The organism is Streptomyces sp. NBC_00009 (assembly GCF_045040855.1).
Lineage (GTDB): Bacteria > Actinomycetota > Actinomycetes > Streptomycetales > Streptomycetaceae > Streptomyces > Streptomyces aureus.
Map to the genome: position 1 here is coordinate 3,587,460 of NZ_CP108312.1, position 13,297 is coordinate 3,600,756.

Here is a 13,297-nt window from a genome sequence, read left to right on the forward strand (position 1 = left end):
CGCAGGACAGTGGAGCAACGACATCGGGGTGTAGCGCAGCTTGGCAGCGCGCTTCGTTCGGGACGAAGAGGTCGTGGGTTCAAATCCCGCCACCCCGACAGTGAAGTACCAGGTCAGGGGCCTGATCCGCTTAGCGGGTCGGGCCTCTGAGTGGTTTCCGGGGCCTCTTGGGAGAAATCTGGGAGAAGATCTTGGAATTCCACTCCCCGACAGGGCCTACCGACGCGCTCTCAGACGCTCCCGCAAGAGGTCGTTGAGCACGGCCACCGGAGACGTGGGGCACATCGCTAGTCGCGCATCGAGCGCCGCCTCCCACTCCCCGGTGAGGTTGGCCACCAGGTCGTCGCGCATCTCCCGAGTGATGTGCGAGTAGCGCGCCTGCACCGATCCGTCGATGTGTCCCATGCTGGGCGCGAGCGCTCGCCGATGCGTAACGCTGAGGCCCGCGTCACGCTGGGAGTGACGGCAGCGCGGGAGGGCGACTTGGAGCAGGCGCTCACGATGGGGCCCGCGCTCTCGAAGGCGACCGTCAATCGGTGCCATCACTCATCATGACCAACCGTGAACTCGCTGCCGAAATGAGGCGCCTGTACAACTCCGAGCCAGCAGCACAAGACTACCTCGCTCGGCTTCACTCGCTGGCAGAACAGAAGCCCGGTTTCATGCCTCGATGAGGATAACCAAGAACAGCAATCAGCTTTCCACGCGATAAAGTCGAGTACGGAATAAACTCCCAGTCCGGAAGGCTGGGAGTCACTTATTATCCGGCGCAGGAGCCGTAATTTCCGGGCACTCTCTCTTCGCACGCTTCGGGTCGTGCAAATACCAATAACGGCAATTCCTCAAGTGGGTCAATTCATGACTCGCCTCCTTCACCGCATCTGACGCATCCTGAAAACTCTTCGAATTGTCTCGAAGCAAGTCACCGGCCTCATCAAGCGCATTGCTGACAGAAATTGTAACGTAACCTACCAATATGGCAGCCACTATCGGCAGAACCACTTGCCCCACGCGAAACAGACGCCTTGTGGTTGTTTCAAAATCCGCCTGACTACCTTCCTTCACAGGAGTTTCAAGGATCGAAGCAACTTTAGGCTTGACGTCCTGCTCAGGCCCCTCCACCAATACCAAGAACGTTATCATCTGGCCTTTTTGCGATCAGCCCAGGATGGATTCGCAGCTCGCTTCCAGTGTGCGACGTTACGGAAGGAGCAGCAGTAGGCGGCTGAACTGCGGAATTCAATACAGCGACCACGGGAACGCCAAAATCAAATACCAGCGAATTATCGGCGTTTACAAAATCGGAACTCTGCAAGTCCCGGCGCCCCGCATTCTTGACGAGCAGCTCCACAAGCCTCGGTTCACTCACAACACTTTGGCCGTAGCTCACACCGATTGCCGTCGCCGCACCAGCATCCCGAAATAGATTACTGTTAACATGTTGACGCCACACTAGACGACGCCTCGGGTTCACGCTACGCAACGTCGCCCAAGCGGCCAGAAGTGCCGCAACAACGGTAACGAATACCGTAATTACCGTGTTCCAGAAGTCGCTGGACCCAATATAGCTCTCTGCGGAAATCAATGTTTCGCCCCGAGGGAATACGTGCGGGTTACGGCCGCGGGCAGATAAGCTGTCAGGTGATTTAAGCAAGGCCACCAGAAAGATCACTGTCAAATGTCAGGTGTTGTGGCCAAGTTGAGACCTTGCTTGCACACTGCACTATCTGGCGAGTCGTCGGACATGGGGCATTGCTGTGGTACTGGGCGGCCTTGTCGAAGGTCGGAGGCCGACCGCCGGAGCGTCCGCGGTGCCTGCGGTGCCTGCGGTGCCCGTTGGTCGTCGGCTGCGCGGTTGTAGCGGCTGGAGTACGCCCCACCGCGGCGTCTTTGTGACAGCAGATGGCGCTGTTGGTGTCAGGCGTTGCTGTCAACTCTGCTCGCCTGCGGATGTGCCGTCGTTGCCGTTATCACGACGCACCAATGCGCGCCCAGCAGAGCCTTCGGGCTCTGCTGGGCGCGATTCGTACTGGATTTTGCTGCGGTGTCAGAAGGCAGCGACCCCGAGCGGGTTGTTGCCGACGGTGATGGGGGTGACCGCGTTGTTGGTGGTGTCGATCATCGACACGGTGTTGACGTTGAAGTTGGTCACGTAGGCGCGGTCGCGGGGCGGATCTACCGCCACCCTGATCGGGCCGTCGCCGACGGTGATGCGGGGCAGGATCTCCGTGTTGTTGCTGGTGTCGATCACCGACACGTTGTTGTCGGTGAAGTTGGTCACGTAGGCGCGGTCAGTGGACGGGTCCACCGCCACCCCGGTCGGACCGGTGCCGACGGGGATGGTGGCGATGACCGTGTTGGCATCGTTGTTGATGTCGATCACCGACACGTTGTTGTCGACGCCGTTGGCCACGTAGGCACGGGCAGTGGACGGTTCCACCGCCACCCCGGTCGGACCGGTGCCGACGGTAATGGTGGTGAGCAGCGTGTTGTTGCTGGTGTCGATCACCGACACGTTGTTGCCGTTCGGGTGGGTCACGTAGGCGCGGGCACGGGACGGGTCCACCGCCACCTGCTCGGGGTTGGTGCCGACGGTAATGGTGGCGATCACCCGGTTGTTTCTGGTGTTGATCACCGACACAGTGCCGACGTTGAAGTTGACCACATAGGCGCGGGCACGGGGCGAGTCCACCGCCACCCCGAACGGTCCGCCGCCGACGGTAATGGGCCGTCCGACGACCCGGTTGTTTCTGGTGTTGATCACCGACACAGTGCCGTCGCTGGTGTTGGTCACGTAGGCACGGGCACGGGGCGGGTCCACTGCCACCCCGAACGGGTCGTTGCCGACGGGAATGGTGGCCGTGACCGCGTTGGTGGTGGAGTCGATCACCGACACGGTGTCGTCGCCGGCGTTGGTCACATAGGCGGTGTTGGAGCAGTGCCGGTCTGCGTGCTCGTCTGCTGCCGAGGCGTGCGGGGTGACGCCGGGCAGCAGTGCGGTACACAGTGCGGCCAGGGCCCCAACCAGCCATACGCGTCGCCCGTGACGGGTCTGCTTCGCACTCCTGTTCGTGCGTCTTTCCGGGGCGCGAGTGGCGCACTCGTCCGGAGTGATGTGCATCGGCATCTCCTGGCTGCTACGTCTCGTGATTCAAGAGGCCTGAGATCGGATACGGCCGCTGAGCTGTGCTCGGCTGCAATTGATCAGCTCGTAGCAGCGTGCTTGAGCCGGCTTCGATGACCTAGTAGGCAGGCCCGGCCGAACGGGTTGCCCACTCTGCAGACGGCCCAGTCCTCGGCGCTGTGAGTAGGCCGCAGTGGGTCACTGGTCATGAACCACTTCCGCCACGCGATCGCCAAAGACGACCGATAACGCTGCTCCTAGGCGCGCATGACCGCGTGCCTACGCCTCCAGCGCTCGTCGAGCGGCGCCGAGCCGCAAGTTCTCAGCCGAAGCAAGGTCGGCGGAGTCTGATCGATTCCGACACGATGATCGGAATTTGACGATCAACCGGTGATCGGGCGGCTGGGAGAAATCTGGGAGAAGATCTTCTCCCAGCGCCTCCCGAGCACTTCAGCAGAGCAACTCATATCAACGCCCTGACCTGCACAGATATCACAACGATGAGGGCTGGATCTTGCCCTGACCTTATTCGGGACGAAGAGGTCGTGGGTTCAAATCCCGCCACCCCGACACAGGCCAGAGGCCCATTCGCTTGATCGCGAATGGGCCTCTGACGTGCTCGGGGGCCAAACAGGGGGCCAAGGGATTCTGATCAAGCCTCGCGAGCGGTCGCCTCGCGTCGCTGGGCAGAGATCTCGTCCATGGCTTGCCCCCTGTGTGATGACCGGGCGGCAGGCAGACAGTCAACGTCCGCCGCCACCGCCACCGCCGCCGCCACCCCCGCCGCCGCCGTAGCCGCCGCCACCGCCGCCGTCGCCACCCCCGCCGCCGCCGTAGCCGCCGCCACCGCCGCCGTCGCCCCCGCCGCCGTAGCCGCCACCGCCACCGCCGTAGCCGCCACCGCCGCCGCCGTAGCCACCGCCGTGGTCACCGCCACCGTAGCCACCGCCGTGGTCACCGCCGCCGTAGCCACCGCCACCGTAACCACCGCGACCGTAGTCGTTGTAGTTGTAGTTGTTGTAGTAGCCGCGACCGTAGTTGTTGTAGTTGTAGTAGCCGCGGCCGTAGTCGTAGTGCCTGTACTTGTGACCGCTGTACCAGCAGACGCCGTCGTTCCAGTCCCAGTGCCAGTTCCAGCCACGGTTGTAGCAATCCCAGTAGCGGGAGTCGTGGTGGTTCGAGCCCGAGGCCGAGGCTGTCCCGGCTGAGCCGATCGCGGCGCCACCAGCCATCAGAATTCCGGTGGCTGTCACCGCGAAGATGCGCTTCACGCGAAGTGCCCGCATGAGATCTTTCTCCTTTCCATCATCTCGCGCACCCGAGCGCAAGATGGATGGCCGCGCACACCAGTAGGACAGGGCGCGCGGTCGAAATGTCACCGCTTTGGAAATTGAGAGACACGCCGTGGCCATCCACCGGCCGTGCCGGCCGTGTACGGCTCCACGCGCGAACCCCGCAGCAGCAGTCGCGCTGCCCACCGCGAGAAGACTTCGCCAATGTGGCGCGTCCGGGTTGCGGTCTCAGTAGTAAACGCTACTCCCTATCCGCTCCACGTCATCTTGAGCGGGCGCTCAACCCGTCAGCCTCTGGTAGATCTACCGCGTTCGGGACGAAGAGGTCGTGGGTTCAAATCCCGCCACCCCGACAGCTGAAACACCAGGGCAGAGGCGCGCCCAACCCCTATGGCGATCAGTCGGCCGCCTGTTTTGCTTCGCGCATGAATACGGCGGTCTGCGTCTTCGTCGGCATGGTGATCGGGGCGCTGCTCGCGGCACGGCGAGCGCGGCGGACCGCTGCTCGGGCCGAGGCCGGGGAAGCGGTCCTGTTCCGGGTCGGGATCGGCGTGCAGGCGATCGAGTGTGAATCGCCTGCAGGACCCATACGGCTTTGGGCCCGCAGGGAGCATGCGGTGCTCGTTGTGGAGACGATCCGGCGTACAGGTACCCCGAACTTGTCGATGCCCTAGCAGGGTAGGGCTGGTCTGCCTGCGGGGGCGTGGAAAAGCCACGCCCCTCACGTGGTCGACAGGCCGGGGAACACACGGGCGACCACGGCAACCGGCGAAGACGGCCAAGCGCAGTTCCGCGGCCCGCCGTAGCCGGCCGGCCTCTGGGTACAGTGCGGGCCCCAACGGCCGCGGGGAGGCGGGCAGATGACAGGTATCGCGTGCACGGCATGCAGGTGCGTCCACGGGGACGAGCCGCTTCCGGGTGGGACGCTTCTCAGGACGGCGAACTGGGTCGTGCAGCATTCGAAGGGCCCTCTGGGCCTGGGCACGCTGGCGGTCATGCCGATCAGGCACGTCCTGCATGTGTCCGACCTGACCGTCAGTGAATCCGCAGAGCTGGGCCCCCTGCTCCAGCGAACGAGCGCAGCGGTGACCGCCGCCATGAACCCTGAACAGGTCTATGTCTGCCTGTGGTCACACGCCGACGCTGTTCCCGGCCACCTTCACTTCGTGGTGCAGCCCGCGTGCCGATCGACATGACCAGGTACAACGCCTATGGGCCGGTCCTGCAGTTGGCCATGTTCGAGGCCGATCGGGTGCCGAGCGAGGCAGCCGTCGAAGCGGTGTGCGCTCGGCTACGGGCCGAGCTCGGCGCCTCCCGGTGAAGTTCGCGGTCCCGCCCCCGTCGTTGCGCGGCTGCGCCGGTCACTGCCCGGCGGGTCGTCTGGGGGTGAGCAGTTCCAGCGCCTCCTCCCAGCGGAAGAGGGCGGCCCCTCCGTCGGCTTTCTGCCGGTGAGGTTCCTGCGTGCCGATCAGGATGCCCATGTCGCGCAACCGGTCCAGGCTCTGGCGGTACGCGGGGTGGGCGGCCTGGGCGGCGTTGAGGTACGGCAGGACGGCGGTGGGAATGCCGAAGCCGTACGCCTCGCACAGGATGCCCAGCGCCAGGGTGTCGGAGATGCCGGCCGCCCACTTGTTGATCGTGTTGAAGGTGGCCGGCGCGACCGCGATCGCGTCGGCGGGCGGCAGCGGGCGCGGGTCACCGGGTGCGCGCCAGGCCGAACGTATGGGGTAGCCGGTCTGGGCCTCGACCGCCTCGGCGTCCATGAAGCCGAGGCCCTGCGGGGTGGCGACGACGCCCACGTCCCAGTTCGCCTCCTGGGCCGCCGTGATCAGCTTGCCGACCTCGCCCGCTATGCCGGACGCGCAGACAACGACGTACAGGAAAGGGTTCTTGGGCTGCTGGGCCGGCTGGTTTGCATGGTCACTCACTTGGGGCCTCCCCGTTCGCAGCTGAAGCGGTGCCGTTCGGGCAGCGTACGGGGGTGGGCCTGGTGGCTTGGACCATTGCTGCGTGCATGCCGTCGGCTACGGCGCGGGTCGGGACGAGATCAGCACGCTGACCAGCGGCGACCGCCCGGCCGCCCCGGGCCATGTCCCGTCAGCGCAGTGATCACCGCGGAGAGCGCCGAGGTCACGACCAGGCTCCCCACCATGACGAGGCCCACGCCGATCACGAAGAGGCCGCTCGCGTCGTCCGACCAGTCCACGTAGGCGGCCACCGTGAGACCGGCCGTCGGGCCGAGCACCGCGGCTGTGGCGTAGCGCCGGGATGCCGCCCAGTACACCGGTGGCAGCAGGGTCAGTACGAGGCCGATCACCTGCCACGCCTCGTACGGGCCGGTCGTCGAGCCGTCGGGGTGCACGTCACGCTGCTGGTCCCAGCCCAGCCAGCCGGCCCACGCCGCCAGTGCCACCCCGGCCAGTGCGATGGTCGCCAGCAGGTGGAACGTTCGCTTCGGCAGTCGCTCATTCGTGTCCATGGGTCCAGGGTTCCGGCTCACTCCATGACCGACCAGAGCGCTGGTACTCAGCTGTGGCCGAGTACAGGCCGAGTACGACCGGCACCCGCCCGTCCCCCTGAAGTCCCTCCCCATCGGCCCCTGTCAGGTGCTGTCAGGGGCCGTCAGCCTCCCGTCCGCCGTCTGTCAGCGGCTCTCGGCATCGTCGTAGTCACCGAGAACGACGACGCGGAACCACAGCGAAACCCACAGCGAAACAGACAGCGAAACCGACAGCAAGACGGACGGGAAAGGGAGAAGCGATGTCATACGCCATCCGGGCCGAAGGGCTCGTCAAGCGGTACGGGGACATGGTCGCGCTGGACGGGGTCGACCTGGAGGTGCCCGCCGGGAAGGTGATCGGCGTCCTCGGGCCGAACGGCGCCGGCAAGACCACCACCGTGCGGATCCTGTCCACGCTGATGCGGCCCGACGCCGGGCGCGCCACGGTCGGCGGGTTCGACGTGGTGAAGGACCCCGTACGGGTGCGGGGGCTGATCGGGCTCACAGGCCAGTACGCCTCTGTGGACGAGGGTCTGTCCGGCGTCGAGAACCTCGTACTGCTCGGGCGGCTGCTCGGTCTTTCGCGGCGGGACGCCAGGGCGCGGGCCGCCGAGTTGCTGGAGCAGTTCGAGCTCACCGACGCCGCCACCCGCCCCATCAGCACCTTCTCGGGAGGCATGCGCCGCAGGCTGGACCTCGCGGCGAGCCTCGCCGGCCGGCCGCAGGTGCTGTATCTGGACGAGCCGACCACCGGCCTCGACCCGCACGCCCGCCAGGAGGTCTGGGGCGTGGTGCGGCGGCTCGTCGCGGACGGCGCCACCGTGCTGCTCACCACGCAGTACCTGGAGGAGGCCGATCAACTCGCCGACGGCATCACCGTGTTCGACCACGGCCGCGTCGTCGCCGAGGGCCGGCCGGACGAGCTGAAGCGGCGGGTCGGCGGCCAGACGCTCCAGGTCCGCCCGACCGTGCTCGCCGATCTCGGCCAAGTCGGCCGGATCCTGGCCGAGTTGACCGGCACCGCCCCCGTGCACGACGCGAACACCGGCCTGCTCACCGTGCCGGTCGCCGATCCGATGCTCGTGTCCGCGCTCGTCCGCCGGCTCGACGGTGCCGGGATCGCGGCCGACGAACTGGGCCTGCGCCTGCCCAGCCTGGACGAGGTCTTCCTCGCCCTGACCGGCCAGGGCACGACACCGATCACCCCCTCAGACGAGAGCACTCAGAACACCCTTCCCGAGAGGAACGCGGCATGAGCACGAGCGTGAGCACCCGCCCCGGCACCACCACCTGCGCGGCGCCCCCGGCCGACGTGTCCCCCCTCCGCATCGGCCCCGCCCTGGCCGCCCGGCACGGCCTCTCCCTCGCCTGGCGCGGCATCGTGAAAATCCGCAAGGCCCCGGCACAGCTCGTGGACGTGATCCTGACGCCGATCGTCTTCCTGCTGATGTTCGTCTACCTCTTCGGCGGTGCCATCGGCGGCGGTGACGTCGACGGATACCTCCGCACGATCACGCCCGGCATCATGGTGATGACGATCTTCCAGGCCTGCGTCGTCGTGGGTGTCTCCCTCAACGCCGACGCGAGTACGGGCGTCTTCGACCGCTTCCGCAGCATGCCGATCGCCCGCTCCGCACCGCTCGTCGGCGCCGTGCTCGCCGATGTCGTGCGCTACGTCGTCTGCCTCGTCACCCTCTTCGCCCTGGCTACGGTGATGGGCTACCGGGTGGAGACCGGCCCGGCCGCGGCGCTCGCCGCGTTCGCCCTGCTGATCGCGTTCGGACTGTGCTTCTGCTGGATGTCGGTGTACGTCGGCATGCTGGTCAAGACGCCGGGTTCGGTGCAGGGCCTGATGACGGTGCTGGTCATCCCGCTCACCTTCGCCAGCAACGTGTTCGTACCGTCGGGCACGATGCCGGGCTGGCTGCGGGCCTGGTCGGACATCAACCCGGTGAGCCTGATGGCGGGTGCGCTGCGCGGCCTGCTGAACGGCGGAGAGGTCGCGGGCCCGCTCCTCGGCAGCCTCGGCTGGATGGCCGGCGTGGTCGCGGTGTTCTTCCCGCTGGCCCTTCGCGCCTACCGCAGGCACGCCGCCTGAACCCGGCCACGTACCGGAAGAGGAACACCCGCAGCCCCCAGCCACACCGACAGCGGCCGACCGGACTCCCCGGTCGGCCGCTTTCACGCGCCCCGACCCCCGTCACCCCCCGAGCCGCCCCAGCGCCTCCTCCCGAGACAGGCCGGCCCCCACCTCATACGCCTCCCGGAACGCCCCCTCCCCCAGCCGCCCCACGAGCCGGGCCGTTAGATCCCGCAGCTCCGGCTCGCCCTCGTCGAAGGCACCCCGGATCGCCGCACTCATACCGAGCGCGGTGGCCGCGCCCACCGGTTCGTCCTCCAACAGCAGGAGCTGGGACAGAAGTTCGGCCGCGCGGGCGATCTCCGCGACCTCGAACCGGGCGAGCAGGCCGCCCACCGCCCTCGGCAGCAGCTCGCGCGCCCGCGTGGCCGCGCCCTCCGCGAGCGCGTTCGCCATCCGGGAGGCCGCGATCAGGTCGAGGGCCGTCTCCTCGGGGAGCGGCAACCGGTGGACGAGAGCTTCGAGCTGGTCGAGGGTACGGCCGGCCTCCGGTACGTCGCCCGAGCGGCGGTGCCATTCGGCGAGGCCGAACAGGAGCTCGGCCTCCATGCGCCGGTAGCCCCGGTCCTTGGCCTGCCGGCGCGCGGCGTGGAGGTCGCGCAGGGCACCGTCCAGGTCGCCGCTGCGCATCCGTTCCGCGGTGAGGCGGGCGCGGCTGTGGAAGAGGTCGTCCTCCGAGCCGAGTTCGGAGGAGATCGCGACCCCGCGCTCGAACGCCGCGATGGCCGCCGCGTGTTCGCCTCGCAGCGAGTGGTCCCGGCCCACGGCGAGCAGCGCGAGCCCGAGGCCCCACCGGTCGCCCACCGCCTCGAAGCCACGCAGCGCCTCCGCCCGCGAGTCCGCCCCCGCCCGCAGGTCACCGCGCTCGGTGTGGACGAAGTCCCGCGCCCAGTGCGCGCTGGCCCGCACCCAGGGATCCGGCCGGTCGAGCGACTGCCGCAGCAGGCGTTCCCCCAGGTCGTCGTTGCCCGACGAGAACGCGAGGAGCGGGATCCACAGCAGCAGCGAGGGATGGAAGTCGAGTGCTCCGACCGGTTCGCACGCCTCGATGAGGGGCCGTACGGGGACGTCCGGGGCGAGGGAGCTGCCCGCCATGAGCTGTACGACGCCGAGTGCGGCCCGCGTCTGGCCGGGCAGCTCGTCGCCGAACCGGAGGACGTCGGCGACGGCCGTCTCGAACTGGCTGCTCATCCCCCTGATCCCCCAGTACCAGAACAGGGCGCCGACGAAGCGGGCCGCCGTGGCCGCGTCGCCCCGCTCGACGGCCACCCGCAGCGCCGCGGTCAGGTTGTCGTGCTCGGCGTCGAACACCGCGATGGAACGCAGCTGTTCACGCGTACGCAGCGCGGGTTCATGCTCCTCGGCGAGCGCCAGAAAGCAGTCGCCGAACCGCTCCCGCACACCACAGCCGTCCCCGCCCTCATCGAGCCGCGTGGCCGCATACGCCCGTACGGTCTCCAGCATCCGGTAGCGCGGCTCGTCATCGCCCGACGCCTCGACGAGGGACTTCTCGACGAGCGAGCCGACCACGTAGAGGACGTCGTCCACGGGCAGGACCTCGTCCGCGCACACGGCCTCCAGCGCGGCGAGCGTCGCACCGCCGGGGAACACGGACAGCCTGCGGGCCAGTACGCGTTCGGGCTCCTCCAGAAGGTCCCAGCTCCACTCGACCAGCGCGAGCAGCGTGCGCTGGCGCGGCAGTGCGGCCCTGCTCCCGGACGTCAGCAGCCGGAACCGGTCGTCGAGGCGCCGCGCGATCTGGTCGACGCCCATCGAGCGGAGCTTGGCGGCGGCCAGCTCCAGTGCGAGCGGCATCCCGTCGAGCCGGCGGCAGATCTCCACGACGGCGTCCACGGTGGAGCCGTCGAGGGTGAATCCGGGCCGGATCCCGGTGGCCCTGTCGACGAAGAGGCGCACCGCGGCGGCGCCCGCCGCCTCGGCGGGATCCGGTGTCCCCGCGGGCACGTCGAGCGGCCCGAGGTGGCACAGCGCCTCGCCCGTGACGGCGAGGGCTTCCCTGCTGGTGGCGAGGATCCGCAGCTGCGGCAGCTCCTCGAGGAGCGCGTACGCGAACTCGGCGGCGGCCTCGACGAGATGCTCGCAGTTGTCGAGGACGAGCAGCGCCTCACCGGCCCCGATCAGCTCGGCCACCCGGCCCGCCGGTGTGCTCTTCTGCGCCTGCCGTACGTCGGACACTACGTCGGACACATGGAGGTCCCAGGAGCCGAGCGCGCCGAGTACGGCGTCGCCGAGCTGGTCGGGTGTGCCGACGCCGGCGAGCGGCACGAACCAGGCCCGCCCGCGCCGGTACGCCTCCTGCCGGGTCACCGCCTCCACGGCCAGCCTGGTCTTCCCGGCGCCGCCGGGTCCGACGAGCGTGACGAGACGGGACCCGGTGAGCTGCGCGGCCAGCCCTTCGAGCTCGCCGTCCCGGCCCACGAAACTGGTGAGCGGCGCGGGAATCCTGCTCGGCGCGGCCTCGGGCCGGGCAACGGGCGGCTCCAACTCGCCCCGCAACAACGCCAGATGGATCTCGCGCAGCTCCGCCGACGGATCGACGCCGAGTTCCTCGCCGAGCCTGCCGCGTGTCTCCTCGTACACAGCGAGCGCGTCGGACTGGCGGCCCGCAGCGGCCAGCGCCCGCATCCGCAGCCCGGCCAGCCGTTCGCTCAACGGCCGTTCCCCGCCCGCCACTTCGAGGTCGGCGAGCACATCGGCATGCCGCCCGAGCCGCAGCTCCGCGTCGAACCGGTCCTCGGTGGCCGCGGCCCGCACCTCGTCCATCCGCGAGGCGAACCCCCGCGCGAACGGCGCCTCCAGTACGTCCGCCAGGGCGGCGCCCCGCCACAGCGCCAGCGCGGTCCCGAGCACCGACGCCGCCTCCTCGGCCCGCCCGGCGGCCAGTTCCCGCCTGCCCCGCCCGGCTAGCTGCTCGAACCGGTACGCGTCCACGTCCCCGGCCTCGACGGCCAGCCGGTATCCCCCGGGCACGGAGTCCACGGTCCCGGCCCCGCGCAGCGCCTTGCGCAGCCGGGACACCAGCGCCTGAAGGGCGTTGGCCGCGTCCGCCGGGGGCCGCTCGCCCCACAGGCCGTCCACGAGCGCGTCGACGGACACCGGACGCCCGGCCTCGACGGCCAGCCGGGCGAGCAGCATCCGCAGCCTGGCTCCCCCTATGTCGACCGGCGCCGCGCCTTCGGCCGCGCAGGCCTGCACCGAACCCAGCAGAGCGACTCGCACAAGTCCCGCCTCCCCCATGTCCCGCCCCTGGCCCGCGTGCGGAGAGGCCGGTGGCGTACAGATCTACCACGCGCCCCGCGCCCGCCCCAGGACGGGCGATTCCGTACGACTTCGGTACGCCTCTCGGGTGGGCGGGCCGTCGCGCCCGTTTCCCCCGGCGTCCGTCGGCCGTTGCTGTAGGCATGATCTCCACACGACGTGTTCTCGCCGCGGTCGCTCTGGCCGCCGGCGCCTCCGCTCTCGCCATGCCCGCGGCCGAGGCCGCTCCCGTCGGTCCCCTCGGCGGCATGAAGCCGATCAGCCTCGACGACATCGCCACCAGCGCCGTTCCGGCCGAGCACAAGGCCGAGATCCCCACGGTGAACGAGCAGCTCGGCGGCCTGAACCGGCTGAACGAACTGCACCAGGTCACCGACCTGGTGGCCCCGGTGACGGGACTCCTCCCCTCGGTCAGCTAGGGAACCGGACGGCTGCCGGACAGCGAAGAACGGGCACGGAAAAGCGGGGGCAACCGGACACCGGTTGCCCCCGCTTTCGCGGCTACTAGCTGTTGCTGGTGCCGTTGCCCGCGAGGACCGGGATGTCGTTCAGGATGTGCGAGAGCGGCTCGTCGCCCTTGGCCTGCGTGGAGTTCTCGACACACTGCTGGTTCTGCGGAGCCGACAGGACCGGGATGTCCTGCACGGAGATCGGCACGACGCCGACCAGCGAACCGACGTCGCCCTTGACCGGCAGGCCGACGCAGGGCTTGTTCAGCGAGCCCTGGACGAGCCCGAGCTGCGGGCTCATGTCACCTTCCGTCGAGGAGTTGCCGAACGCCTGCTGGGCGTTGTTGCCGCTGTTCGACGTGGTGCCCGTGTCGTCCCCGAAGGCGAGGGCCTGGGGGGCGGCGACTGCCGACATACCAGCGACGGAGGCAGCGATGGCCGCGGTTGCCCACAGCTTCTTCATGGTGAATCCCTTCAATCGGCGGGCTCCGGTCACGGAGCCGCATGGTCATC

The 13,297-nt window shown here is 68.7% G+C and carries 14 protein-coding genes and 1 tRNA gene; 6 read left to right on the forward strand and 9 right to left on the reverse strand.

All coding sequences use genetic code 11. The features are described from left to right. Window positions 1–24: 24 nt before the first annotated feature. Window positions 25–98, forward strand: a tRNA-Pro gene (locus OHA58_RS16070). A 118-nt stretch (window positions 99–216) separates the two neighbouring features. Here the strand turns inward: OHA58_RS16070 and OHA58_RS16075 are convergent. From OHA58_RS16075 to OHA58_RS16095, 5 genes are all read right to left on the reverse strand, one after another. Further along, window positions 217–405, reverse strand: a complete 189-nt coding sequence (locus OHA58_RS16075; RefSeq protein ID WP_405479366.1) for a hypothetical protein — start codon at window positions 403–405, stop codon at window positions 217–219. Between the two features lie 348 nt (window positions 406–753). Then, a complete protein-coding gene (locus OHA58_RS16080) occupies window positions 754–1,131 on the reverse strand; it encodes a hypothetical protein (RefSeq protein WP_405479367.1) in 378 nt (125 codons plus the stop codon). Beyond that, window positions 1,109–1,672: a hypothetical protein gene (locus tag OHA58_RS16085; RefSeq protein WP_405479369.1), complete on the reverse strand. Its 564-nt coding sequence runs from the start codon at window positions 1,670–1,672 to the stop codon at window positions 1,109–1,111. The genes OHA58_RS16080 and OHA58_RS16085 overlap by 23 nt, the downstream gene beginning before the upstream one ends. 375 nt (window positions 1,673–2,047) lie before the next feature. After that, window positions 2,048–3,121, reverse strand: coding sequence for a cell surface protein (locus OHA58_RS16090; RefSeq protein ID WP_405479371.1), 1,074 nt, complete (start codon window positions 3,119–3,121; stop codon window positions 2,048–2,050). A 746-nt stretch (window positions 3,122–3,867) separates the two neighbouring features. Then, window positions 3,868–4,410 (reverse strand): hypothetical protein, encoded by a 543-nt coding sequence (locus OHA58_RS16095; RefSeq protein ID WP_405479372.1) that lies wholly within the window; start codon window positions 4,408–4,410, stop codon window positions 3,868–3,870. Between the two features lie 1,001 nt (window positions 4,411–5,411). On the opposite strand from OHA58_RS16095, the gene OHA58_RS16100 reads away from it, so the two are divergent. Next, entirely contained in the window at window positions 5,412–5,612 is a 201-nt protein-coding gene (locus tag OHA58_RS16100) for a hypothetical protein (protein WP_405479373.1), read from the forward strand. Continuing rightward, the gene (locus OHA58_RS16105) at window positions 5,597–5,737 is read left to right on the forward strand and encodes a hypothetical protein (protein WP_405479374.1); all 141 of its coding nucleotides are present in this window, start codon (window positions 5,597–5,599) and stop codon (window positions 5,735–5,737) included. Before OHA58_RS16100 ends, OHA58_RS16105 begins: the two co-directional genes overlap by 16 nt. Before the next feature lie 40 nt (window positions 5,738–5,777). On the opposite strand, the gene OHA58_RS16110 is transcribed toward OHA58_RS16105, so the two are convergent. Beyond that, on the reverse strand, window positions 5,778–6,344 hold the full coding sequence (locus OHA58_RS16110; protein ID WP_405479375.1) for a flavoprotein: 567 nt from the start codon (window positions 6,342–6,344) through the stop codon (window positions 5,778–5,780). Window positions 6,345–6,463: 119 nt separating this feature from the next. Next, window positions 6,464–6,895: a hypothetical protein gene (locus OHA58_RS16115; RefSeq protein WP_405479376.1), complete on the reverse strand. Its 432-nt coding sequence runs from the start codon at window positions 6,893–6,895 to the stop codon at window positions 6,464–6,466. Window positions 6,896–7,176: 281 nt separating this feature from the next. Between OHA58_RS16115 and OHA58_RS16120 the strand changes: the two genes are divergently transcribed. Beyond that, window positions 7,177–8,172 carry an ATP-binding cassette domain-containing protein gene (locus tag OHA58_RS16120; RefSeq protein ID WP_405479378.1) on the forward strand — a complete coding sequence of 332 codons (996 nt, stop codon included), beginning with the start codon at window positions 7,177–7,179 and terminating at the stop codon, window positions 8,170–8,172. Beyond that, window positions 8,169–9,014: an ABC transporter permease gene (locus OHA58_RS16125; RefSeq protein WP_405479380.1), complete on the forward strand. Its 846-nt coding sequence runs from the start codon at window positions 8,169–8,171 to the stop codon at window positions 9,012–9,014. The genes OHA58_RS16120 and OHA58_RS16125 overlap by 4 nt, the downstream gene beginning before the upstream one ends. Before the next feature lie 102 nt (window positions 9,015–9,116). Here the strand turns inward: OHA58_RS16125 and OHA58_RS16130 are convergent, their stop codons facing one another. Then, window positions 9,117–12,296 carry a BTAD domain-containing putative transcriptional regulator gene (locus OHA58_RS16130; protein WP_405479382.1) on the reverse strand — a complete coding sequence of 1,060 codons (3,180 nt, stop codon included), beginning with the start codon at window positions 12,294–12,296 and terminating at the stop codon, window positions 9,117–9,119. Window positions 12,297–12,478: 182 nt separating this feature from the next. Between OHA58_RS16130 and OHA58_RS16135 the strand changes: the two genes are divergently transcribed. Beyond that, window positions 12,479–12,754, forward strand: coding sequence for a hypothetical protein (locus OHA58_RS16135; protein WP_405479384.1), 276 nt, complete (start codon window positions 12,479–12,481; stop codon window positions 12,752–12,754). Window positions 12,755–12,839: 85 nt separating this feature from the next. Here OHA58_RS16135 and OHA58_RS16140 read toward each other — a convergent pair whose 3' ends face one another. Then, on the reverse strand, window positions 12,840–13,247 hold the full coding sequence (locus OHA58_RS16140) for a rodlin (RefSeq protein ID WP_405479386.1): 408 nt from the start codon (window positions 13,245–13,247) through the stop codon (window positions 12,840–12,842). Between the last annotated feature and the right edge of the window lie 50 nt (window positions 13,248–13,297).